The organism is Photobacterium arenosum, assembly GCF_014841115.1.
Classification (GTDB): Bacteria; Pseudomonadota; Gammaproteobacteria; order Enterobacterales; family Vibrionaceae; genus Photobacterium; species Photobacterium arenosum.
The window spans coordinates 24,243-48,885 of record NZ_JACYTP010000009.1 but is presented as its reverse complement, the minus strand read 5'-3'; the positions used below and the strand labels follow the sequence as shown (position 1 = coordinate 48,885).

Genomic DNA, 24,643 nt, shown 5'->3' with positions numbered 1-24,643 from the left:
ATTATTTTTCTTTTCTAAAACAGATGATTAATAGTGTCAGACCTGGCTATTTACTGAAAATGTAAAAAAAACTGACATGTTGAGATTAATTTTCGATTAAACAATGTTCATATTCTAATGCACTGTTTTATATTGATAAATATATAATCATATAAAATTTAAATACTTTGATGATGGGATAATTTTAACTTAACCCTTTCAATGCAAGGGCTAAAAAAATTCAAATCCTATGGTAGAGTCCTATCGTCACTGGCACAAACTAATTAAAAGAGTGTAAACAAGGAAATGAAACAAGCCATCTACCTATTCATTCTGCTGTTTTGTTATTTACCACAGTATGCATCAGCAAGCACAATTAAGGGACCACTTTCACAACAAACTCAAAATCCTGAAGTCATTGTCAAATATGTATATGAACAGGCGGGTTTGAAAGGAAAGTTAGACTTCGAAGTATTTAAAAATGGTTATAATGCTTATTACAATACCAAGGCACGAAAAAAACAATTACTGACTATTATTGACTACAGCAAGCCATCTACTGAAAAACGTTTTTTTGTTATCGACCTGAAACGAAATAAACTGCTATATCACACTTACGTGACACACGGCGTCAACAGTGGCGGTGTGGTTGCAAAGCACTTTTCGAATATCGTCAATTCGCGCCAAACCTCGTTGGGTACTTTTCTGACAGATACGACCTACTTCGGGGGCAATGGCTATTCACTGCGTCTTGACGGACTGACAAAAGGCCTCAATGACAATGCGCGTCGCCGTTATATTGTTGTTCACGGCGCTCCCTATGCGTCTGAAGATTTCATTCAACGCCACGGTTATTTAGGCCGTAGCTGGGGCTGCCCTGCTCTTCCGGCAAATCTTTCTAAGAAAATCATCGACACCATTAAAGGTGGCAGCGTCATATACGCTCGAGCGTAATGTCACCTGACTGATTAATTTTATTTCTTGCCCTTATGTTCTCATAAGGGCTTTTTGTTTTGTCAGAGTAATATCAAATTAAAATCTGGCATTCAGAGTTGTTAGGATGGTCTCATTTTCGTTGACTATTGCATTTTATATGACCGGCTTTGCAGACACACAGGACAGATTTAATTGACTTCACTCCGAGAGTTTAAACCCTGTCATTCACCTTTAATAATCCGGTGATTCACAGCCAGAGATTATCCACTATCAGTCATCGTAATTTCGTTCACTTTACTTGAGCATAAAAAATCCCTGCCGAAGCAGGGATATAAATACTATCGTCAAGTTCAGCCTTATCAGGCCAGCGCTTTATCAGCCTCGACGAATGGCAGATCCAAGGCTGTTGATACTTCGTGACAGGTAATCTGACCGCGGTAAACGTTCAAACCGTTCAGCAGGTGTTTGTCTTCCTGCAGCGCCGCTTTATACCCTTTGTTGGCCAGTTTCAGGATATATGGCAATGTCACATTATTCAGGGCAAAGGTAGAAGTGCGGGCAACGGCGCCAGGCATGTTGGCAACACAATAGTGAACAACATCATCAACAATGAAAGTCGGTTCGCTGTGCGTCGTAGCATGAGAGGTTTCAACACAACCGCCCTGATCGATAGCAACATCCACAATGGCAGAGCCAGGTTTCATCTTCTTCACCATCTCAGCCGTTACCAGCTTAGGCGCGGCAGCGCCTGCCACCAGCACACCACCGATAACCAGATCAGCCTCCAGTACATGCTTTTCAATCGCGTCCTTGGTTGAATACACGCACTGAACCTTGCCTTCAAACTGTGCATCCAGTTTACGCAGCACATCAATGCTACGATCCAGAACAACAACATTAGCACGCAGGCCGACAGCCATCTGAGCGGCGTTCGCACCCACAACACCACCGCCGATAATCACCACTTTCGCAGGCTCAACACCTGGAACACCAGCCAGCAGCATACCGCTGCCGCCGCGAGATTTTTCCAGCGCAAAAGCACCCGCCTGAATCGACATACGACCAGCCACTTCAGACATAGGTGCCAGAAGAGGCAAGCGGCCGAAATCATCAGTAACGGTTTCGTAGGCAATACATACCGCTTTACTGTCCACCAGATCTTTGGTCTGCTCTGGATCCGGTGCCAGGTGCAGATAGGTAAACAGAATCTGACCTTCGCGCAGCATGGCACGCTCTACTGCCTGAGGTTCTTTAACCTTCACAATCATTTCAGCTTCTGCAAACACATCAGCGGCGGTCGGCAGAATTTTTGCACCGGCGTCAATGTAGTCCTGATCGCTGAAACCAATACCTACACCAGCTTGCGTTTCAACATACACAGTGTGGCCATGGGCAACCGCTTCGTTGACAGAAGCAGGCACCATGCCTACGCGGTATTCATGAACTTTAATTTCCTTTGGTACACCAATAATCATTGTAAGTTTCCTTGCTGCTTGTCAGAGGTTGTGAAAACAATAATGGAATACATTTGAAATGTGTCACCGTTTTTTAACCTAAAAGCAACAAATGAAACCAGCCACAAGAGATTTAGCAGCACATCACTCTGTTTATGACGATCATCACACTACAAAAGGTCAAGAAAACACCAATAATCAGACCTTGACACTAGTTTCAAGCCAATTTATCAGGCTTTAAGTCTAAATATTAAGGTCGTTTAAGCATTTTTGACTTTACTGATGTTCTTCATTAGCTAAATAAATGCAGAGATACTGACAGTTTCGTTTCAGCCATATAAAATGCTGGTTTTTACCCAGCAGTCTCGCTGTTTAGGGAGATTTATCACTGCAGATAAGAATTTCAGCGGGGATAAATAAAAACGCCACCCTGAGGTGGCGCGGACAATCCGACAGAAAGTGCAATATCAGTCTTCAATTTCCCAATCCATGTCGGGTAAGGCATCAAGATTCTCTGAATAGCGTTTCAGATTAAACTCACCGTCATTTTTCACCACATCAAACACTTCAATAGACAACGCACAAGCAATCATCTCAATGGCTTCTTCCCTTGGTGTCCCTGTCATCACGAGGCGCATCAACGTTTCTTTTACTTTAATCGGATTGCCTTCAGCCAGTTGATTTTCAACCGTTTCAACCAGCATTTCACCTGTCATGATCTCATCATCTTGCATACTGCCTGCCCTTCTTAACGCTTTATCAGTAAGATTTCTCCCAATCTTACCGTAGCCGAACAAGTAACACTAATTCGGCTGCTGCAGTGAGACCGAATAACTTATCTAAACTTTGTCCAGTCCGACATAACGCACCGGAATGCGGGTGTCATCCATGTGATACGCGCGAACCTGCGGGTAAAATTCGCCCGGTGCCGGGTCGGTCAGGCGGATGCGGTTTAAATGAAGGGAGACATTTGCCAGTAAATCGGGCTGAGGGGAGAATTACACGCCACAATCAATGGAATTCACCAATTGTGGCGTGCAGTACGATGATTATTCAGATTTGAAGCAGGGTAAACCTTGCTCGGCATACCAGCGCTTAAGTTCAGATACCACAGCTTCTGGTGAGTCTTCAATGCCACACATATCTGGATGTGTGACCAAAGCACTTCCTCTGGGATGTCGAATTTTTTTATTGAAGAAAATAAGAAGCTCATCAACTAATTGATCATCACAATTCTCATCATAAGGCTCTTTAACTAGTTCGAGGAACTCTTGTTCAGTGTATTGGTTTAGTTCATTTTTCATTAGAATGGATCCTTACATGATTTTTTGCAGTATTTATTCTAAGATTATCAATATTATATACATCCCCGCCATGTTGAATTTCTTCAACATGATGTATTTCATACCTTCCCCTTTCTCCAGCCCAATAATCAGGCAAACAATATGGTGCATTCCCTTTCTTTTTCATCTGAATCTGACTCGAAGTTTTAAATTGGTTGAATAGTTCTGGGTTTTTGGCAACTTCTTTCCATATTGCAGTTTGCAATCCTGAGAACGTTTTAAATTCACACCCTCTCAACGCATCTGCGATAGCGGTTGGAATATACTGCCCCTGTCCTTCATTGGCCGCCTTGCCCAGCCAGTAACCGTCTTCCCACGGCACATCTTTCCCTTTACCTGTGACAACACCCGGTTGATTACGCCTGTCTTCTTTGTAAACAAGATAAAGCGGTGCAATCCCTGAATCGACAGGAAACACCAGAATCGCATCGCTCCAGTGGGCTTCTTCTGCGGCAGGATCGGTTTCAACCGTCGGGGTTGGCATATCAGATATCGGTGTGGTGCGAATATCGTCCGCCTCAAAACCATCGTCATGATCCGGTGTCAGCTGCCACTCTGGTTTGCCCTCTTCATTCGGCGTCCAGGTAATATGCGGGCCGTTTTCCTCCAGCGCAACGGAGTAGCTGTTGGTCTTTTGATCCAGTCCGACATAACGCACCGGAATGCGGGTGTCATCCATGTGATACGCACGAACCTGCGGATAAGATTCGCCCGGTGCCGGGTCGGTCAGGCGGATGCGGATACGGCTTTGCACGCTTTCTAAGTTATGCAGCTCTTCTTCGGTGTGCTGGGTGTCGTCATCGTGCCAGATTTTACGCTGCATCATCAGCACTGAGGTAATCCCGCCTGAGGTCATCAGCCGATAGTCGTCCAGCACACTGCCGAGTTTACCGGTCAGCCTGATGAGAGCGTTAGCGGCATCCTTATTGGCCGAACTGAGTGCCTTGTTGCCAACCGCGCCACCAGCACTGCTCGCAAGTGCTGACTGGGTGGCTTGCTGTGCCTGAATAACTGCGATTGGATTGGCATGAGCCGAGCTGAAAAACCACGAGAACGGCCCAAAGTTGGTGATCGGCTCTGGCGATGTACCGGCGTCTGTGCACCCTCGCGGGATATCGCAGGATTTGGCAAACACCGGCGCTACCACCGACTTGATACGCACGACAGGAATGTCTGCCGCCAGCCCGCTGGGATACATCGGAATGATGCTGGTGTCTTCAATGCACGAACCGTCGTAGTGATAGCAAGTGTTGAGCGGCTGATTAACATCGGCTGGCGGCACCGGCGGCCGTTCTCTGACCGGCTCGGAGGCAGCCACAGCATCCGGTGATTGCACCGTCAGAATATGCCCCGCCTCCAGCAATAAGGGGTTTTCTTCATAGCCTGGATTCAAATCCAGCAGTTCGCGGGCGGTCAGGCCGTATTGCCGGGCAATATCAGACCATGATTCCCGCTGTCCGGTGGCCGGATCACGCTGTACCGTATGAGAGCTTGTTAACTCAGTCTGATGCTGCTCATTGCTACTGTTTTCCCGCACAACAACAGGCTCTTTGATGGCATCCAGCAGCGCACCGAGATCGATTTTGACGCCGTTTTGTACCAGCCAGTCTTCACTCAGATTATCCAGATGCAGGCGGGTGATCCGCTCACGGCGGTAGACCAGATACTGATTGTCTGCCTTCTGCCCGCCCCGTTTCCACGGCAGCAAAATAGCACTCTGTACGCCATGGTGCAGATCATCGTGAAGCCGGTCGTGGGTTGAATACGTCGCCTGAAATGCCCAGCGCTTATTACCAAGAATCTGGTATTCTTGCATCAGCTTATCGTCACAAAAATGGTAGAAGTAACCCTGTGTGGGGTGGCCCAGACGACCGTCAAATTCCACCGCAGGCATAACAGCCACGAAGGCGTCCTGCGCCTGACCGGCTCCTTTGGGATGAACGGTCACCGGCTCAACCGGAGTCACACCCAGCGATGAGCTGGCGCGGTTCACGTACAAATGTTTCGGCTCTTCAACCCTGACCTCTGTGGTGTGGCGATAGCCCTGTTCAATCGGTTTGATTTGCCAGTTTGCCCGCCAGTCTTCTGCTTCGGTGTTGCCTAACGCAAATTCGCAAGTGCTGTGCTGGTGCAATGACTCTGCCGAACAGGACAGATCAAAACTGTACTCGAACTGTGCCACTGGCTCCGGGTCTTCCCCTGCCGGCGGCGGAGGTGCAAGGGTGGAGTAATCCTCAAGGGGCGCATAAGACGCCCTGGGATATCTTTTTTTCACTGAATCGTCATCCGCACTCACAATGCCCCCTTAACAAAAAAGCAGCTATATCAAACATTTTGCGCAAGATTTTACCACTGGGAAGCGGTTGCGGTGTGACGGTTTTTGAGGGTGACTTTCAGTGGAAATAACAGGTTTCAGGTTGCGAATTGCCGGTTTCGGGCGTGGAAATGAAAGACGGCTGACCCTATACGTTGACCCTTGCAGGGCGCATGATCATTCTACAATTACACCGCGATATCCAGACTGCCTGCGCTCACGCCATTGAGCCGAAACCAACCCGCAATACTGAAACGCGGGCGATGTGCTGGCAGCACCTCATGAGGAAAATCTTCAGATAGAAACATCACCAGACGCCCGCCTTTAGGCACCAGTTTTGTCAGAAAGCTCTCATCATTATTGTAAATAACCAGCTCTCCGCCATCCGTTTCCTGCCAGTCTTGATCATTCAGATACAACACAGTCGTAAGAATACGGTTGGCTTTGCCACGAAAACTATCACGATGCTTTTTATAAAAATCCCCCTGCTCGTACTTGGCAAAATGCGCCTCGTATTCAAACAGCCCCAGGTAAAGGTAGCGATTAGCCGCCTGTCGGATCACTTCCATCTTATCCAGATAGTGATAAACCGGCTGGCCCATCTCTTCTTTCAGCCAATGAATCTTATCGCTTCGGATCGACGCCACATGCGCATGGGCATCCTGACGCCCAATGCCAGCTTGTGACCATTCAGAGGGTAAGCATTGCAACAATGCAGATATTTCGTTTGCAGAAAGAAAATCGTCCCACACACACCAACCCTGCGTGTGCAGGCTATCAAGCATAGTGTCGAGATCCATGCGATGAGTCCGTATTAGCCTAGCGTTGAAGCTTTATAGACACTCACATCGCGAGTCACAAATCATTGGTTGAATGGGAAAGATAAAAAAAACTCATGGATAAATTTTACAGTTTCTCACCATAAAATAATCTGCTTGATGGTTATCCGCTATTTGCCAGAACCCACTGCTCTATTCTTCTGGCAACGAAAGGATGTGTGAGCAATCCCATATGATTCACACTGCCAACGACACACTGATTAACGGCCGGAAAACCCACTGCCAGCTGCTGTTCATCCCCTTCCCCCAACGCACTCGCGACCGGCACCAGGCCATCGCCGATACGGCGGCTTCTTTCATCCTGTATGTGTTTGCTCAGACAGCTGGCAACAGCGTAACAGGCCACGCCCTCAGGTAAGGGAGGACGAAGCGGGTAAGGCGGCGGTGGCTCACGTTGCCAGTCGGAATGGCAGATGGTTCCCAGACTGAGATCTTTACTGCCGGCGCTGCGCAGCCGGGTCAGGTTAACCACAGATTGCAGGTAAGGCACAGCCGCAATCCGGGTTTCAGCCCAGCTGGCCAATTTTGCCAGAGGCGCACCGTTATGCGGGGTGCCCAGGGTAATCAGTGTGGTGAGCTGATTTATCCAGCTCACCTGATGTCTGCTGGCATAAAAACATGCACTCCTGCTGACCAGCCCCCCCATACTGTGGGCAATAATGACAATCTCCTGTACCGGACAAGGCCACGCAGCAATCAACTGCTCTAACAATAAAGCGAAATCTTCACCATTGGATGAAATGTGACGCCCGGTGTTGTAACGCAGATAAACGGGTGTATAGCCAAACTTCGCCAAATTTCGCCCATGATCATGGGGCTTACGTTGCCATTGGCTGTCATTCATACACCAGCCATGCACACAAATCACAATCCGGGACTGCGGCAGCGACAATTGCCCGGCCAGCGTAATAGGATCCAGGCTCAGTGGCTGCATACCGCTGCTGAATGCCATTTTCTGTGCTAACCGGCTTTTGCGCTCTTCAAGCGAATCCCCCATCACACCGTTCATTGTGGCGATCACCAGATCGCTGGGCACAGGCGGCAAGCCGGTTTCAACAAACTCCCCCAAACCTGCCCGCCATTGATTCGCGTTGACAAGAGCTCGATCTGACAGATCGCTTAACAGCAACTGAAGTGTTCGGTTAATCCGTCGCTTTAATACCATACTCACACCTTTACATCAGATCTCAGATCAGGCCAACCGCTGGTCACCACCATGCAATGCTGTGTCTCACGACAGATCAAGGTTCTGGTATGTCGCCAGTCATATCTAAGAATAGGATAGGGTCCACAGGCCATCTGTGGTATGCCAGCATTGATGTGAATTACCTCAAGCTCTCGCACAAAACCTTTCCGTGCTACTCGCCAAGATAGAGCTTAGACTCTAGTCTGCTAATGAATAACAGCATAAAGGATCTCTTAACATGGAAGACCAATTGATCGCTACCGACTACTTTGATTTTAATCACCCGGCTATCCAAAGCTTCAGTCGACAGGTGACAGGTAACACTGCGGCCGAGAAAGCCATCAGCATGTATTATCTGGTTCGCGATGAGATTGTTTACAATCCCTACACGCTGCAGGATGGCCTGCCCAGTCTGAAAGCCAGTTATTGCTTTCAGAAAAATCAGGCATATTGCATCCCAAAAGCGGCGCTTATGGTCGCACTGTGCCGTCAACACGGTATCCCGGCCCGTCTTGGTCTCGCGGATGTGATCAATCACTTATCAACACCGGCATTGGTTGAATGGCTGGGAACAGACTACTTCGCTCTGCATGGTTATGCAGAGATCTGGCTGAACCAGGGCTGGGTGAAAGTAACGCCTGTATTCGATCGTGCTTTATGCGAGAAGTTTAACGTTGAACCACTGGAATTTGACGGTAAACATGACGCTATTCTCCATTCCGCGACAAAAGATGGTAGCAAACACATGGAGTATGTAAAATACCACGGTTGTTTTGATGACATGCCCATTGAATTTATTAGAAAAACCGCCTCCGAAGCTTATCCGAAATTTGCAGATTTATTCAATCAGGACCGGGTTAGCACTCAATAGTTTCGCCCCGTCAGTGAGTCGCCATCAGGACGCGGTTATACACTCTGTTTCATTTTTCCCTGATCAATCGCGATTCAAGAGCGCAAGCGAGCCGGAGAAAATATGATTATTTATTTTACTCTGAAAAGTTAATTCGCTTTTTTGCGTTAATTGCATACAATAACGGGGCAGCTGGAGAAGCTTTAGGAGAGAAGTAGTGACCACGCCAGTGAAAAAAAAATCAACGTTAAAGAAATCACCCACTGTGGGTCCGACACTTACCCAGGATGATATTGTCTACGGACACATTTTTGATGCCATTCTGGAACAGCGCCTGCCACCAAACACCAAGCTCAATGAAGAAGCTCTGGGTGAAATTTTCGGTGTCAGCCGAACCATTATCCGCCGTGCCTTACTTCGCCTGTCTGTCGAGCAGATTGTTAAAATTCGCCCGAACCGTGGTGCCATTGTCGCTGCACCTAATGTTGAAGAAGCCCGGCAGGTACTGAAAGCACGTGAAGTGCTGGAGCTCGCCATCACCGAGCTGGCCGTTGAACATGCAACCAGCGAACAAGTCGCCAAATTACGTGAACTGGTTAAAGATGAGCATGCAGCTTTTGACCAAGGCGATGTGGGCCGGGGTATCCGCCTTTCCGGTGAATTCCATATCCAGCTGGCCAGTATGGCCAATAACCCTCCTTTGCTTTCTTTCCAGCGCAGTATTGTGTCGCAAACTTCTCTGATCATTGCACTTTATGAAGTCGGCAACCGTGGTCAATGCTCCTTTGATGAACATAACCAGCTGCTTGACGCCATTGAAGCGGGTGAAACAGAGAAAGCGGTTTCACTGATGCGCAGTCACCTGGGCCACATCAATGCCAAGTTAGCCCTTGATGATGAAGCCATTAGCAGTGACCTCCACGCTGTCTTTTCAGATGTTGTGTTAAAGCGAAGATAAATCGTAAACAATTTAACGAAAAATAAAGAACAACATTGTATACAATGTCATCATGCCCTATACTGTTCTCAGTGGGGCATGCAGCCTACGTGTTCAGTTCGGTATTGTATAAGTTGGTGCTGCACGCTCCCACCCATTCCTCTTTTTAGTCTGTTCAGACAAATATTTACCTGTGTTCATCTTTTCTTAATGTGCTTTTGCTCACTGAGATTTTGCATGACAAAATCACAAAGTATCCTATACAACCAGCCGGCAGACTGTGTAGTTCAGCCTTGCCCTTTCTGCTCAATCAATAATGGGTTTTGTACTGACTGACTGACTGGATTTTCGCCTGCGCGGAAATGACGGTACGTGGTGAAATAACAATAAAAAAAGGAATAGTGCCGCTGACACTATTCCCAAAGGGCACACAGTCTCCAAGGACAAAGAAAACTGTGCCTACCGTTGCCTCTTACAACTTACAACATAACTCAAGGAGTTATTCAGTTACCGGATTCCTCCTTCGGAAGAATCAGAATGGCGCGAAAATCATTAACATTCGTCAGTGTTGGACCGGTTGTTAACAATGAATCCAATTGTTTAAAGAAAGTGTATCCATCATTGTTATCCAGATAGTCCTGGCTATTGAGTTCCAGAGCCTGTCCCCGGTGATAACTTTGCGGGTTCAGTACCGCACCGGCATTATCTTCTACCCCGTCAATACCATCGGTATCAGCGGCCAGTGCGAAGATCTGCGGGTGGCCCTGCAGTTCATGATAAAGACTCAGCAAAAACTCACTGTTACGTCCACCACGTCCCTCGCCCCTGACTGTCACAGTAGTTTCACCACCAGACAGTAATACGCACGGCGGCGTGAAAGGCTGTTCGCGGTCTGCAATTTGTTTCGCCAGTGCAGCATGTACCTTGGCGACATCGCGAGATTCACCTTCAATGCAGTCACTCAGGATATGCGCCGGGATACCCCATTGGCTGGCCTCTTCGGCAGCCGCTTCCAATGACAGCTGAGGGCTGGCAATCAGTTCGAACCTGGCCCGCTCCAGACAGGCATCGCCCGGTTTTACTGTTTCAGATTCAGGACTGTGTAACCACTCAGTCACTGAGTCGGGTACGCTCACCTGATAGCGGCTCAATATGTCTAAGGCATCTTTACTGGTAGTGGGATCAGCAACCGTCGGACCGGAAGCAATCACTGTTGCCTCATCACCGGGTACGTCCGAAATGGCCAGTGTAATCAGCTGTGCAGGTGCAACGGCCTTAGCCAGCCTTCCGCCTTTAATGGCAGACAGGTGCTTGCGTACACAGTTCATTTCATCAATGGCCGCCCCGGATTTCAGCAAAGCTTTATTGATTTGCTGCTTTTGCGAGAAGGTAATGCCGGGAGCAGGCAAACTCAGCAAGGCCGAACCGCCACCAGACAAGAGACAGATCACGAGATCCTTCTCGTTGAGCCCGGTAACCAGGTTCAGGATGCGTTCTGCCACTTCACGGCCAGCATCATCCGGCACCGGGTGAGCGGCTTCGATCACTTCGATCTTCTGGCATTCGGCGGTGTGACCATAGCGAGTCACGACCAGACCTTCCAATTCACCTTCCCAGACACTTTCCAGTGCTCTGGCCATTGAGGCGGCGGCTTTACCCGCCCCTATTACCACCGCTTTACCTGTTCTGTCTTCAGGTAAATAGTGTTTCAGGGTTTCACCGGGCAGGGCCTGTTTTACTGCACGATTAAACAGTGCAGTCAAAAATGCATGCGTTTCCATTTGCATGTTGCGCTCCACGTCAAGTTAGCTCCCAGTTACGGCAAGCAACAGGGGAAAAAACCCGAAACCGTCACTGTCACCCACATTGTTTATCGAACTGGTAGGGCCGGCTAAGCCACCTCTGACAAGAAGCCAGCCCTAATATCCAACCCGCGGTTTCGGGACCACATAACCAAAGGAGACTAAAAATTGTTATGTGACAATAATTATTCAGGATACAGCTGATTTCCAGCTGTATCCTGGGGCGACATCAATGATGCCGCCTTTTCATCAGATTACTGACGGATGCTGTGATTAGCCAGCTCTTCAATCGCACGAATCAATGCTGAGTGGTCCCAGCCTTCGCCGCCCAGTTTCACACAGGCGTCAAACAGGTTCTGAGCAGACTGGGTATTTGGCAAAGACATGCCCAGTGCTTCAGCGCCGGACAGCGCCAGATTCAGGTCTTTCTGGTGCAACTGAATGCGGAAACCCGGATCAAAGGTGCCTTTCACCATACGCTCACCGTGGACTTCCAGCACTTTAGAGTTGGCAAAGCCACCCATAAGCGCTTCGCGAACACGCGCCGGATCGGCACCGGCTTTAGAGGCAAATACCAGGGCTTCAGCAACCGCTTCAATGTTCAGAGCAACGATGATCTGGTTAGCCACTTTACAGATCTGGCCTGCACCGTTATCGCCAACCAGGTTAATATTCTTACCCATGACTTCAAACAGTGGCAGTGCTTTTGCGTAGGCTTCTTCAGTACCACCAACCATGATGGTCAGCGCAGCATTAATCGCACCCACTTCACCGCCGGATACTGGTGCATCCAGGAACTCGGCACCGGTTTCTTTTACTCGTGCTGCAATCGTTTTGGTTTCGATAGGTGAGATAGAACTCATATCGATAACGGTTTTACCCGCTTTCAGCACTTCAGCCACACCGTTTTCAGCGAACAGCACTTCTTCAACCTGAGGGGTATTTGGCACCATCAGGATGATGTATTCGGCCAGTTCCGCGGCGGCTTTCGCCGAATGGACAACCTGAGCACCGTTGGCAACCAAATCTGCCGGAGCTGGATTGTAATGGTCGGAAAAGACCAGTTGGTGTCCAGCTTTCTGCAGGTTCTCGGCCATTGGTTTACCCATGATGCCTGTACCGATAAATGCGATAGTCGTCATTATCCTCTCCTTAGATTTGATTAAATTCTTTCAGCCAGCCAAGGCCTTCTGCGGTAGTGGTCTGCGGTTTGTACTCACAGCCGACCCAGCCTTCATAGCCAATTTCATCCAGATGCCTGAACATGAAGTGGTAATTGATCTCACCGGTACCCGGTTCGTGACGGCCTGGATTGTCAGCCAGCTGCACGTGGCGGATTTGGCCCAGTTCACGACTCAGGGTCGTTGCCAGATCACCTTCCATGATTTGCATGTGGTAGATGTCGTATTGCAGCTCCAGATTGTCACTGCCGACTTTCTCAATAATATCCAGACCTTGCTGAGTGGTATTGAGGAAGAATCCTGGAATATCACGGGTGTTAATCGCTTCGATGATCAGGTTGATACCCGCTTTTTTCAGCTCTGCCGCGGCAAAGCGCAAGTTATCAACAAATGTTGCTTCCGCCTGCCCCGGGGTGACGCCGGCAGGTACAATCCCTGCCAGACAGTTCACTTGCGTACAGTTCAGCGCTTTGGCATAGCGGATGGCTTCCGGTACACCGGCACGAAACTCTTCCACACGCTTAGGGTCGACCGCGATACCGCGGTCGCCAGCATCCCAGTCGCCAGCAGGCAGATTGAACAGTACCTGAGTCAGACCATTCTCATCCAGCTTGGCTTTAATAGCATCGCTTTCAAAAGCATACGGGAATAAATATTCCACCCCGCGAAAGCCCGCCTGCGCGGCGGCCTCAAAACGCTCCATGAAAGGTACTTCCGTAAAGAGCATGGATAAGTTTGCTGCTAGTTTCGGCATGTCACATTCCTTTTGCTATTCGTGGAATATTATTGGTTAAAGGTGATGGCCGTCGGCGCATCAGCCTGATCTTCTGTCAGTGCTTCGAACTCGTTGATGCCGTCAATCTCAACGCCCATCGCGATATTCGTTACACGCTCCAGAATCACTTCAACCACAACAGGTACTTTGTGCTTGTTCATCAGAACCTGCGCTTCACGTAAGGCATCGGCAATCTTCTCAGGATCCGTTACGCGAATGGCTTTACAGCCCAGACCTTCAACCACAGCAACGTGGTCAACACCATAGCCGTTCAGCTCCGGCGCATTCTGGTTCTCGAACGCCAGTTGTACACAGTAATCAATGTCAAACTGACGCTGTGCCTGACGGATCAGACCCAGGTAAGAGTTATTCACCAGTACGTGGATATACGGCAGATTAAACTGCGCACCCGCAGCCAGCTCTTCGATCATGAACTGGAAGTCATAGTCACCAGACAGTGCCACAACCGGACGTTGCGGATCCGCTGCACGCACACCCAGCGCGGCAGGAATTGTCCAGCCCAGAGGACCAGCCTGACCACAGTTAATCCAGTGATTTGGCTTGTACACATGCAGGAACTGAGCAGCGGCAATCTGAGACAGACCAATGGTGCTCACATAGCAGGTCTCTTCGCCAAACACTTTGTTCATTTCTTCGTAAACACGCATTGGCTTCACTGGCGTTTCAGTGTAGTGCGTCTTACGCAGCATAGTGGCTTTACGCTGCTGACATTCAGAAACCCAGGCGCTGCGGTCGGCCAGCTTGCCGGCGGCTTTCATGTCGCGGGCAACCTCAACAATCAGTTCCAGTGCCGCTTTTGCATCCGATACGATACCTAAATCCGGGCAGAATACGCGGCCAATCTGAGTCGGCTCGATATCAATGTGAACAAACTTACGGTCTTTGGTGTACACATCTACAGAACCTGTGTGGCGGTTTGCCCAGCGGTTACCAACACCAAACACGAAGTCGGAAGCCAGCATGTTGGCGTTACCGTAACGGTGTGCTGTTTGCAGACCCACCATACCTACCATCAATTCGTGGTTGTCCGGAAGTGAACCCCAGCCCATCAGCGTTGGAATCACTGGTACGCCGGTGATTTCAGCGAACTGCTGCAGCAAGTCAGACGCGCCGGCATTAATGACACCGCCACCCGCAACAATCAGTGGTTTCTCGGATTGGTTCAGCATGGTTAATGCTTTTTCAATCTGAGCACGGCTGGCTGTTGGCTTGTACGCTTCCAGAGGCTCATAACTGTCGATATCGAATTCGATCTCAGCCAGCTGAACGTCAATAGGCAAGTCAATCAATACCGGACCCGGACGGCCTGAGCGCATCAGATGGAAAGCCTGCTGGAATGCACGTGGCACCTGAGCTGGCTCCAGTACTGTGGTTGCCCACTTAGCAACGGGTTTAGCGATACTCTCGATATCAACCGCCTGGAAATCTTCCTTGTGCAGACGAGCACGTGGTGCCTGGCCGGTGATACACAGAATTGGAATGGAGTCAGCAGCTGCTGAATACAATCCTGTGATCATATCTGTACCCGCTGGGCCTGAAGTACCGATACAAACACCGATATTACCGGTATTGGTACGCGTGTAACCTTCAGCCATGTGAGAAGCACCTTCCACATGTCGAGCCAGAATATGATCAATGCCACCCAGTTTTTTCAGTGCAGCATACATTGGGTTAATCGCTGCACCTGGTACACCAAATGCCTGAATAACACCTTCTTTTTTCAAAACTTCAACGGCGGCTTCAATTGCCTTCATCTTCGCCATACTGCCTCCTGCATAATTGTATACAATGTTGTGTATGATTGTATTCTAGACATACATAATTGATCTTAGCAAGGGGGCTGTTACGATTTAAAACAAACTTAATATGCCGCAACTCCACTATTTATTTAAATAACAGTAGGTTATCTTAAAAAATAGCGACACATAAAAACAACATCAGATTTACATAGTGATAAAAACCACTTTACCTGATACGCCCATATAGGTTATAGATAATAGGAAAATTATAAAATGTATACAAAACGATAGACCGTTTGTTCTAAGGAGACGCAATTGGATACCCAACAACATCATGAGGCACAAGCCGATTCCCTACAGCTCGCCGTTGGTTCACTGTCACCCGACTATCAGGCTATCCTGAACGACGATGCCATGGCGTTTCTGACTGCACTTGTCAGTCAGTTTTCAGGCCGTCTGGACGATCTGCTTGCCCGCCGTGAAGCACGTCAGCGTGAATTCGACAATGGCAAACTGCCTGGTTTCAGAGCCGACACAGCAGACATCAGAAATGATAAAAGCTGGCGAATTGCTGATATCCCTGCTCCGCTTCAGGATCGCCGGGTGGAAATTACGGGTCCGGTTGATCGCAAGATGGTGATCAATGCGCTGAACTCAGGCGCGAAAGTCTTTATGTGTTGTTTCGAGGATGCCACTGCGCCGAGCTGGGACAATATGGTACAAGGCCAGATCAACCTGCGTGATGCCAACCTGGGCGAAATGCGCTATTTCGACGACAACCGTCAGAAAGAATATGTACTGAATGATGATCCAGCCCTGCTGATCGCGCGTCCTCGTGGCCTGCATCTGCCTGAGCAGCACATTCAGTATCAGGGCAAATCTATCCCTGGCTGCCTGATGGATTTCGGCTTGTATTTTTTCCATAACTACCAGACCCGGGCTGAAAAAGGCTTAGGTGTGTACTATTACCTGCCAAAGCTGGAGTCGATGGAAGAAGGCCAGTGGTGGGCCGATGTGTTCCGTTTCACCGAGAACTACTTCGGTGCGCAGACAGGCACCATCAAAGCGACCGTGCTGATCGAAACCCTGCCCGCTGTTTTTGAAATGGATGAAATCCTGTACGCCATGCGCGATTACATCGTTGCCATGAACTGCGGCCGCTGGGATTACATCTTCAGTTACATCAAAACTCTCAAGCAACATAAAGACCGCATTCTGCCTGACCGTCACGATGTGACCATGGCGCAGCCTTTCCTGACGGCATACAGCCAGTTGCTGATTGCTGCCTGTCACCAGCGTGGCGCGCTGGCAATGGGCGGTATGTCTGCCTTTATTCCAAGTAAAGACCCTGAAGAAATGAAGCAGGTTCTTGAAAAAGTCATCGAAGACAAAGAGCGTGAATCCAGCAATGGTCACGACGGCACCTGGGTGGCCCACCCTGGTCTGGTTGATACCGCAATGACAGTGTTTAACCAGCGCCTCGGCGGTAAGCCAAACCAGCTTGATTACCTGCCATCGGCCGCCAACGACATCACAGCTGCAGATCTGCTGGCTCCTTGTGAAGGTCACCGTAATGAAGCCGGTGTTCGCAAGAATGTGCGCATCGCTTTGCTGTATATCGAAGCCTGGATCCGCGGGCTTGGCTGCGTGCCAATCCATGGCCTGATGGAAGATGCGGCAACCGCTGAAATCTCGCGGGCCAATATCTGGCAGTGGATACACCACGGTGTCACGCTGGATGATGGTCAGCTATTTACCGCAGAGCTGTTCCGCCACTGGCTGCAACAGGAAGTGGACAGCCTCAAGCTTGAACAAACGGATAACAGCCAGAATCGTCGTTTTGACGATGCGGCCAAACTGTTTGATGAACTGTCGACATCAGACGAATTTGCACCATTCCTGACATTGCCAAGCTACCCGCTGTTGGTAGGCTGATTGTCTGCTCAGGGGATTTCCCAGAGCGGTAGAGACGTTTACTCCCGGTCATCATGTATGAATGGCATTTTAGGAGTAAAGCCGCTCACCGAGCATGGATTGGTGGCACATAAACAACATACCCGGCAGTCGGGAACCGGCTGCCGCTCAAAAAGTTAGTCAATTAATTCTTGATCGGAGGGATCACTATGAGCTTAACACTGGACGAAGCACTGGTAATTACCAAGGGCGCATTCAGCACTGCCCTGACCAAAGGTGCTGCACCTCTCACTGTGGCTGTTCTCGACAGCGGCGGTAAACTTATTTCTCTGCAACGTCAGGACGGCTCCAGTATGCTCCGCCCTGAAATTGCCATCGCCAAAGCCTGGGGAGCCCTGGCGCTGGGCTGCTCTTCCCGTAAACTCGCCCTTGATGCCCAGCAGCGTCCGGCGTTCATGTCGGCAGTCAATGTGCTGGCCGAAGGCAACCTGCTGCCGGTACCGGGTGGCGTACTGATCCGCGGCAGCAACAACTGCCTGCTGGGTGCGGTTGGCATCAGCGGTGATTTATCCGAACTGGATGAGCTGTGTGCCATCGCCGGCATCAAAGCGGCAAACCTGGTAGCGGACGAAGTGGAAGTCGTGGAGTAATCACAGATACCCCGTTCGCTATGCAAAGGGCCATCATTGATGGCCCTTTTACTGTTCAGGACGAGTCATGCCCATTACTAATGGCTGCTGTTACTCGTCACTCTTCTTAGTGCATGCCTGCGTTTCAGCTGAAGCATCGATAAAAGAATCAGGGCCGCGCTCAATGCGGGCTACCCGCCGCGCTGCCCGAAATGGCCGGGATCCCACACGGTACAACACCAGAGACGACAAAATCAGCAAACATCCCAGCGCTTTATTCAAAGTGAATACTTCGTCATACCACAGCACGCTGAGCGTTGCTGTCCACACAGGTTCCAGCAACATGATCAATGCCGCATTCGATGCCGTGATCTGTTTTTGCCCTACCGTTTGCAACACGTAACGTAAACTGGTGGCCAGCAGGGTACTGAGGGCGAACCAGCCCCAGACAGACGCCGGCACTTGCGCAGGTATCTGCTCAACGGTCAATGACATAGTCAACGACAGCAAGCCGGTGACAAATAACTGAATACAGGCCAGCAAGAGGATCGGGATCTGCTGGGCAAACCGGCTGTTCACGTTAAAGTGTATCGCCAGCATAAAGGCACAGGCGGCAAACCAGATCTGGCTGTCAGATTGCTGCCAGCCGCCGGACAGCGATAACAGCGCCATGCCAGCCACCGCGACTGGCATAGAAATCCAAAATGACCGCGGCGGTTTCTGTCTGAAAAGTACCCAGGCGACAACCGGCACAAACAGCATCGACAGGCTGGCAATAAATGCCCCTTCCGCTAAGGCTTCCGTATTGGACATGGCATGAATCCAACACATCATGGCTACCCCCAGCAGCACGCCCACCAAGGCAGCAAAACTGATTGTTTTGAGCGTAGTGCGCCTTAACGCCGCATAACAAAACGGCAGCAGACACAGTGAAGCGAGCAGAAATCGCATGCCAATAAACAGAAAAGGCGGCAAGCCCTGCAGTGTTTCCTTAGAGAAAATCCACCCGATGGCCGCGAGCATAGTCGTCAGCACCAGAATAGCGCTTGCCTTATAGTTCGGATTCAACAGAAACGCTCCATTTTAGTGCCACAACAGACAATTACACTCGTGTAAGTCACACGATGACACCATATCAACACTAAACCGCCATTCAGGCAATGCTTTCTATGGGGAGCTGGCGGGATTGTTTTTTCATGCTGGTGAAACGGAGAGATCGAGCGTCAGACATAAAAAATGGCCATCATTGTCAGTGACGGCCATTCTTGCAAAAACGAACAATTACCCGATCCGGTGAGCACGAATCCAGGTATGTGCACAATCCCCTTCTTTGTCGTAGCCGATATTCACGGGCTTACCGGTTGCATAGGCTGTCAGCAACCGTGACAGTACCTGATGTCGGGTTTCACCAGGAGTGCTCGCGTCAATGGCGAACAAATCAGGCTTACAGCTGGGGTGTGATGTTGGCTGATTCTTCAGCAAGAAATAAATCTGATTGCCATCCGTATAAGTTAACACTTGCGTTACTACGCCAGTCATATTTGCGTTGTATACAGCATGTGAACTAAAAGATAAAAGCGACAACGCAACAAGCAAAAATCTATTCCATTTTTTCATTTTATTCTCCAACCAACTTAACGTGTAAAAATATCCAAGAGTGTTAGCCCTTAATCAGCCACCAGCCTTCAAATTCGGTATTATGCGGCCATCCATCCACACACTTGGTAAAATTCAGATCGCCTTCCCAGCGAACTTGTACCGTTTTTTCACTGGCAAATGCCGTTAACGCCATCGATTCATCCGACTTGGTTGGCATCCGAATCCAGTTCGTCACACCTTCAGGCGTGGCTACCTGAATAGACAACGTTTGTCTGTCTGACCACTTATATATATTCTGAATTTTCCCTTCACACAGTACATCTGCACTAGCGAACGGCGTGCTCAGGAACCCAGCTGCAATAAATAACCCCTTAACCAAACTTGCATGTTTTTTATTCATGTTTTCTCTCAATTAATAACAATATAGCCATTTAATAGACTTGGAAATAGTAAACACTATCTTCTGGCACCACCCAGTCACCGATTTCATTGCAGCGACTGCCACTCAGGTTTCCAGCCAACGTCGGATGCCTGTAATAAATCACCACCTGACGATTCGACATTTTGGCTGATAATCCCATAGACATCCACGCTTTACAGTGTTCTTCAGACACATTACACAGTTTATGCACACCAAAACCATTACTGACATGAAGGGTTGAAGAATCAACACCAAGGTGCTTGATTTCGCCTAAACAATAGTAGTTGGCGAAAGAAAACGATGAAAAGCACAACATCAATGTCATAAGAACCTGTTTCATAACAATCTCCATTTCAATATAATTTTCTACTAACTACCTTTGAATAGGTGGATTTGCTGGGCTCACCTTGATATTTAGCATTTCTGCATTTTCCGAAATAAAGAAAAAAAGAAGAATTGTAACAAAAGAAGCAACAAAGCACTGAAGTATCAACGCCCAATTAATCTTTTTATTCATCCAAATTTCTTTCATAACATTACAAAACCGATTCAAAGCAAATAAAGTTACCAGCATCAAAGCTACAACTAATAACATACCAATTGAATTTTCCATTCATTCACCTGAAAAAAACACATTACAATTATCGGGTTTAGCCTTTATTAATTCCGCATTACCATGTTCTCACATACTTCTGCTAAAACTCTATACTAAAGGCACTTATATTAATTTACTAAACCAATTTATTGAACACCCCGCAAAACTACCGGCCACTCACAAGAGGCGCCCAGTTTTCAGCCCAGGTGTGATTTGTGCTTTCCCCCATAGATGCCAAAGATGCAGTCATAAATTCAATAAACACTCTGACTTTGGCGGGTAAATATTCGCGTTTAGGATAGATGGCAAACACACCATTATCAGGTTGTGGCGGTCTGAAATAAGGATACAGGGATACTAAGGTGCCGTTGTTCAAGCCCTGTTTTGCAAGAAAGTGAGGTAATTGAGCAAAGCCCAGACCATCGGCACACATACAGGCCATTGCTTCGCCATCATCAGTGACATGCGTTCGTTCTAATTCATAAGGAACATATTCACCCTGCTCATTCGGCAAAAAGATGGGCTGTAGCTGTCGTGTCTCTTTGATACGAAAACCAATCCAGCTGTGCTGGTGAAAGTCATCGGCACATTGGGGTGCACCCTGAGCCGCTAAATAGTGTGGTGAGGCACAAACAAGAAAGTCCATTGGGCTCAGGCGCCGGGCCACCAGGCGACTGTCCTTTACGTAACCCGTACGCAGCGCGACATCAATATCGTTCTCAATGATATCGGCGTGTAAATCATTGATTTCCAGATCTAGCTTGATGGCTGGGTAACGCTGACAGAATGCCTGCAGCAAGGGGCGAAGATAGAGATGGCCGTAACAGACGGCCGAATTGATGCGCAGAGTACCGCTGGGCGAGTCATTCAAATGCTTGAGCTCATATTCGCAGACGGTGAGATCCTGAATCATCTTGCGCACTGTATCGGCATAGCGCTGACCCGCAGCGGTGATACGCAATTGTCGGGTAGAGCGCTGAAAAAGTGTCAGTCCTAACTGCGCTTCCAGCCGGCTGATTGCCTTGCTGACCGTGGACGGATCTGTGTTACAGCTTCGTGCTGCTGCCGCAAAGCTCTCACCATCACACGTGGCTAAAAATATTTCTAATGACCTGAGTTTATCCATTCACTGAGCATCAAGATTTTATTCGTTGGCTGACTATAACAATAAAGACTCATGAATAGTATTCACGACTCAAATGGATTTCGGCCTATTTTTCTTCCCTTTGCTGAATCTTAATATTCAGGCTCCAACAACAAATCCTGTTACTTCAATGAGGCATTATGTTCAGAAAAGTATCCGCCAATCATCCGCTGGTTTATTTTTTCCTGGCATTTATCACTATGGCCGGACTTTCCTATATTAATTTTCTGCCGGGTATGGTTAATGCACTCGCAGGCAGTATTGGTTTTAGTGATGCGCAGGCCGGACAGCTTGTTGCGCTCAATGGATACGGTGGTCTTTTGGGCAGCACTGTGGCTATTTTTCTGGTACGCCGAATGCCTTGGCAGTCTGCCATGTATACGTTTTTAGCCCTGCTAGCTGTCGTTGATATAGGGACTTTATGGATTGAAACCTACAGTGTCATGCTCGGCTGGCGCTTTTTAGCCGGGCTTTTCGGTGGGCTTTGTGTCGGTATCGGCTTTTCTGTACTGGCCAGGTTAAACAATGCGGATCGTGCTTTTGGCACCTTGTTACTCATACAGTTCAGCCTGGGCGCTGTGGTAATTTACCTGCTGCCGGCACTTGAAACGCTGCTGAGCGCTTATGCGGTATTTTATGTCATGGCAGGCTTTGCATTATTGAGTCTGATTATGATGCTGTTTCTGCCTTCTCTTGCCAGTGAGCGCAAGCCAGTCAAACAATCGCTGTTGTTGACCGAGCTAAATGGCAACGCAGTGTTACTGATGCTGGCCATCACCGCCTATCAGCTTGCCGCCAGCGCTATCTGGACTTATGTCGGGCGCATCGGCCTCGGTGCGGGCATTAGCACGGATAATGTCAGTCTGTATATTGCAATAACCGGATTGCTGGGGTTATTGGGGGCAATGTTACCTGTGATAAGCGGCAACCGTTTTGGTCGTTTATCCTGGGTTCTCGCTGGTGTTGCTCTGTCGAGCATTTCTGCGCTCTTGCTCAGCGTCTCGCCGCTCACCCCGCTGCTTTATGTCACTTCAATGACGCTGCTGTTTTTTTCCTGGCCTGCCGTTCAGTCTTATTTGTTAGCGGTAACGGCTGACATGGACGTCACAGGGCGTCTTTCAGCGCTGGCGGCTGTTGTTTCTTCCGTCGGTTTAGCGACAGGCCCGCTGCTCGCTTCCGGCTTATTAGATAACGGTAACTTTTCGGTCATGCTCTATGCCTGCGCCCTGGTCTTTTTCTCGTGTCTCTTTCTGTTATTCAAGCCTGTTCAGGCACAGGAAAGAACAAAAACCGGTGTGCTGCCACCTCACTATCAGCCAAACACTAAGGACCCAATATGATTCGCTATCTGTTCAGCAAGATGCTTCTGGCATTCAAAAACCGTTACGATTACGACATTCGTTATCAGCAGGATATTCTGAAAACCGATCTTGGGGCTTTCCTGAAGTTTATGGGATTCCAGACCATGTCTTCCCATTCGGGTAATTTGCCCGCAGGGCCTCTGTATGCCGCCAGAATACGCGCCATTCTCTGGGACGATTGCGGCCCGTGCACCCAATTGGCGGTGAATATGGCTCTGGAGGCAAAAATAAGCCCGGATATTGTACAAGCCATTATCAATAAAGATTTAAACAATCTGCCTGATGATATTGCCCTGGTGGTGAAATTTACTGAATCTGTATTGGCTCATCACCCTGAAGCGGATGATTATCGTGAGAAAATACTGGCTTTGTGGGGCCCCAAAGGGCTGATTACAATTGGTTTTGCCATCAGCACTTATCGGGTTTTTCCGGCCCTGAAATACACTTTGGGCTATGGGAAAACCTGTCAGCGAATTCAGATCAACGCATCATACATCACACCTGAGCGGAGCGCTGCTTTAACCGGGGAGGCTGAGAATGCTGAATAAATGGCGCATCACAATAGCTGTGCTGCTCGGATTGGCAGCATTGGGTAACGGTGTGTTTATGACGCTCGCCCCTGAGCCCTGGTATTGGATGGTGCCGGGCGTGCCAGACCGGGGACCGTTCAATCAGCACTTTCTGCGTGATATCGGCATGAATTACAGCCTGATCGGTGCCGCTTTTATTTGGGGAGCGATTGACACCAGACATAGCTTGACGCTTTGGTTGATGCCAACTGCCTGGTTAACCGGCCATGCCATTTTCCATGTGTGGGAAGTGCTTGTTGGCATCTGCGGGCCTGAATTTCTGATCATTGATTTTGGCGGCGTTACACTGCCCGCATTGCTGGCGCTGTGGCTGATTGTGACCAGTTATAAGGGACAGGCACATGAATAGTACAAAGCGTGTTTTTCTATTACTTAGTCTGAGTATCGCCTTGGGGGCAACATTAGCTATCGTAGCCCTCGGACTCAACGCACAGCAACCCAAGACACCACAAGCCATTGAGTGGCTGGACAACCCGCGCAGTCTGGCAAGTTTTAGCCTTGAATCTGAGGTCGGTGAGTTTACTAACCAGTCATTAATGGGGCATTGGACCATTGTATTATTTGGCTTTCTCCATTGCCCTGACATCTGCCCAACCAGTCTGGCACAGCTATCAAGACTCTCTGCCGCCCTGACAGAAAACCCTGGCGAACATGATGTTAGTTTTGTGTTTGTGTCTGTTGATCCCGGACGGGATTCAGTTGTCGAACTCAGCCAATATTTGCAGTACTTTGATGCTTCAATTCACGGTGTAACAGGTAGTGAGCCGCAGTTAACGCGCTTTGCCAACAGTCTTGGCATCCGTTTTGAAGTCTCAGCAAACAAGGAAGACTACAGCGTTGCACATTCCGTAACATTTTCCATTATCGACCCTGAAGGCGTTTTCCGCGGGCGGTTTAGCCCGGACTTCGATATGCCCAGCTTAGTGCGGGACTTTACAACCAAACTGAATTGAATTTAACCAACCCGAACAGAGTGACTGACACATTGATGCTACAGATACTGCATAAACCTCAAATAATCAGTATCAACGGTC

At 48.8% G+C, this 24,643-nt stretch carries 25 protein-coding genes; 9 read left to right on the top strand and 16 right to left on the bottom strand.

Annotated features, from left to right (window positions below):
- Positions 1-285 precede the first annotated feature (285 nt).
- A complete protein-coding gene (locus tag IFO68_RS14135) occupies positions 286-933 on the top strand; it encodes a murein L,D-transpeptidase catalytic domain family protein (protein WP_192016506.1) in 648 nt (215 codons plus the stop codon).
- Between the two features lie 341 nt (positions 934-1,274).
- On the opposite strand, the gene ald is transcribed toward IFO68_RS14135, so the two are convergent.
- From ald to IFO68_RS14105, 6 genes are all read right to left on the bottom strand, one after another.
- Positions 1,275-2,390: an alanine dehydrogenase gene (ald, locus tag IFO68_RS14130; protein WP_192016505.1), complete on the bottom strand. Its 1,116-nt coding sequence runs from the start codon at positions 2,388-2,390 to the stop codon at positions 1,275-1,277.
- A gap of 446 nt (positions 2,391-2,836) precedes the next feature.
- A complete protein-coding gene (locus IFO68_RS14125; protein WP_192016504.1) occupies positions 2,837-3,103 on the bottom strand; it encodes a hypothetical protein in 267 nt (88 codons plus the stop codon).
- A 315-nt stretch (positions 3,104-3,418) separates the two neighbouring features.
- Positions 3,419-3,673 (bottom strand): bacteriocin immunity protein, encoded by a 255-nt coding sequence (locus IFO68_RS14120; protein WP_218386420.1) that lies wholly within the window; start codon positions 3,671-3,673, stop codon positions 3,419-3,421.
- On the bottom strand, positions 3,663-6,008 hold the full coding sequence (locus IFO68_RS22085) for a T6SS effector antibacterial DNase (protein ID WP_192016503.1): 2,346 nt from the start codon (positions 6,006-6,008) through the stop codon (positions 3,663-3,665). The genes IFO68_RS14120 and IFO68_RS22085 overlap by 11 nt, the downstream gene beginning before the upstream one ends.
- A gap of 206 nt (positions 6,009-6,214) precedes the next feature.
- Positions 6,215-6,826 (bottom strand): 2OG-Fe(II) oxygenase, encoded by a 612-nt coding sequence (locus IFO68_RS14110; protein ID WP_192016502.1) that lies wholly within the window; start codon positions 6,824-6,826, stop codon positions 6,215-6,217.
- A gap of 142 nt (positions 6,827-6,968) precedes the next feature.
- Entirely contained in the window at positions 6,969-8,030 is a 1,062-nt protein-coding gene (locus IFO68_RS14105) for a lipase family alpha/beta hydrolase (RefSeq protein WP_192016501.1), read from the bottom strand.
- A gap of 259 nt (positions 8,031-8,289) precedes the next feature.
- Between IFO68_RS14105 and IFO68_RS14100 the strand changes: the two genes are divergently transcribed.
- Both IFO68_RS14100 and IFO68_RS14095 read left to right on the top strand, forming a co-directional pair.
- Positions 8,290-8,922 carry a transglutaminase-like domain-containing protein gene (locus IFO68_RS14100; RefSeq protein WP_192016500.1) on the top strand — a complete coding sequence of 211 codons (633 nt, stop codon included), beginning with the start codon at positions 8,290-8,292 and terminating at the stop codon, positions 8,920-8,922.
- A 208-nt stretch (positions 8,923-9,130) separates the two neighbouring features.
- The gene (locus IFO68_RS14095) at positions 9,131-9,859 is read left to right on the top strand and encodes a GntR family transcriptional regulator (RefSeq protein WP_192016499.1); all 729 of its coding nucleotides are present in this window, start codon (positions 9,131-9,133) and stop codon (positions 9,857-9,859) included.
- Positions 9,860-10,341: 482 nt separating this feature from the next.
- On the opposite strand, the gene IFO68_RS14090 is transcribed toward IFO68_RS14095, so the two are convergent.
- From IFO68_RS14090 to gcl, 4 genes are all read right to left on the bottom strand, one after another.
- The gene (locus IFO68_RS14090) at positions 10,342-11,625 is read right to left on the bottom strand and encodes a glycerate kinase type-2 family protein (RefSeq protein ID WP_192016498.1); all 1,284 of its coding nucleotides are present in this window, start codon (positions 11,623-11,625) and stop codon (positions 10,342-10,344) included.
- Between the two features lie 269 nt (positions 11,626-11,894).
- Entirely contained in the window at positions 11,895-12,782 is an 888-nt protein-coding gene (locus tag IFO68_RS14085; RefSeq protein WP_192016497.1) for a 2-hydroxy-3-oxopropionate reductase, read from the bottom strand.
- A 10-nt stretch (positions 12,783-12,792) separates the two neighbouring features.
- Positions 12,793-13,575 (bottom strand): hydroxypyruvate isomerase, encoded by a 783-nt coding sequence (gene hyi / locus IFO68_RS14080; protein WP_192016496.1) that lies wholly within the window; start codon positions 13,573-13,575, stop codon positions 12,793-12,795.
- 29 nt (positions 13,576-13,604) lie between these two features.
- Entirely contained in the window at positions 13,605-15,380 is a 1,776-nt protein-coding gene (gene gcl / locus IFO68_RS14075) for a glyoxylate carboligase (RefSeq protein WP_192016495.1), read from the bottom strand.
- 390 nt (positions 15,381-15,770) lie between these two features.
- Here gcl and aceB point away from each other — a divergent pair, with 390 nt between their 5' ends.
- Together aceB and IFO68_RS14065 are read left to right on the top strand one after the other, a co-directional pair.
- Positions 15,771-17,291: a malate synthase A gene (aceB, locus tag IFO68_RS14070; RefSeq protein ID WP_237028872.1), complete on the top strand. Its 1,521-nt coding sequence runs from the start codon at positions 15,771-15,773 to the stop codon at positions 17,289-17,291.
- 188 nt (positions 17,292-17,479) lie between these two features.
- Positions 17,480-17,920, top strand: coding sequence for a GlcG/HbpS family heme-binding protein (locus tag IFO68_RS14065; protein ID WP_161456925.1), 441 nt, complete (start codon positions 17,480-17,482; stop codon positions 17,918-17,920).
- A 90-nt stretch (positions 17,921-18,010) separates the two neighbouring features.
- Here IFO68_RS14065 and IFO68_RS14060 read toward each other — a convergent pair whose 3' ends face one another.
- The 6 genes from IFO68_RS14060 to IFO68_RS14035 all read right to left on the bottom strand — a co-directional run bounded on the left by IFO68_RS14060 (position 18,011) and on the right by IFO68_RS14035 (position 21,640).
- Positions 18,011-18,970, bottom strand: coding sequence for a DMT family transporter (locus IFO68_RS14060; protein WP_192016635.1), 960 nt, complete (start codon positions 18,968-18,970; stop codon positions 18,011-18,013).
- A gap of 210 nt (positions 18,971-19,180) precedes the next feature.
- Positions 19,181-19,516: a hypothetical protein gene (locus tag IFO68_RS14055; protein WP_192016493.1), complete on the bottom strand. Its 336-nt coding sequence runs from the start codon at positions 19,514-19,516 to the stop codon at positions 19,181-19,183.
- A 43-nt stretch (positions 19,517-19,559) separates the two neighbouring features.
- Positions 19,560-19,898: a hypothetical protein gene (locus tag IFO68_RS14050; protein ID WP_192016492.1), complete on the bottom strand. Its 339-nt coding sequence runs from the start codon at positions 19,896-19,898 to the stop codon at positions 19,560-19,562.
- A 31-nt stretch (positions 19,899-19,929) separates the two neighbouring features.
- On the bottom strand, positions 19,930-20,259 hold the full coding sequence (locus IFO68_RS14045) for a hypothetical protein (protein WP_192016491.1): 330 nt from the start codon (positions 20,257-20,259) through the stop codon (positions 19,930-19,932).
- A 33-nt stretch (positions 20,260-20,292) separates the two neighbouring features.
- A complete protein-coding gene (locus IFO68_RS14040) occupies positions 20,293-20,532 on the bottom strand; it encodes a hypothetical protein (RefSeq protein ID WP_192016490.1) in 240 nt (79 codons plus the stop codon).
- Positions 20,533-20,680: 148 nt separating this feature from the next.
- Positions 20,681-21,640 (bottom strand): LysR family transcriptional regulator, encoded by a 960-nt coding sequence (locus IFO68_RS14035; RefSeq protein WP_192016489.1) that lies wholly within the window; start codon positions 21,638-21,640, stop codon positions 20,681-20,683.
- Positions 21,641-21,798: 158 nt separating this feature from the next.
- Between IFO68_RS14035 and IFO68_RS14030 the strand changes: the two genes are divergently transcribed.
- The 4 genes from IFO68_RS14030 to IFO68_RS14015 are packed head-to-tail and all read left to right on the top strand — an operon-like array spanning position 21,799 to position 24,562.
- Positions 21,799-22,998: an MFS transporter gene (locus IFO68_RS14030; RefSeq protein WP_192016488.1), complete on the top strand. Its 1,200-nt coding sequence runs from the start codon at positions 21,799-21,801 to the stop codon at positions 22,996-22,998.
- A complete protein-coding gene (locus tag IFO68_RS14025; protein ID WP_192016487.1) occupies positions 22,995-23,567 on the top strand; it encodes a hypothetical protein in 573 nt (190 codons plus the stop codon). Before IFO68_RS14030 ends, IFO68_RS14025 begins: the two co-directional genes overlap by 4 nt.
- Complete coding sequence (locus IFO68_RS14020; protein WP_192016486.1) at positions 23,557-23,958, top strand: hypothetical protein; 402 nt, start codon at positions 23,557-23,559, stop codon at positions 23,956-23,958. Before IFO68_RS14025 ends, IFO68_RS14020 begins: the two co-directional genes overlap by 11 nt.
- Positions 23,951-24,562, top strand: coding sequence for an SCO family protein (locus IFO68_RS14015; protein WP_192016485.1), 612 nt, complete (start codon positions 23,951-23,953; stop codon positions 24,560-24,562). Before IFO68_RS14020 ends, IFO68_RS14015 begins: the two co-directional genes overlap by 8 nt.
- Positions 24,563-24,643 lie beyond the last annotated feature (81 nt).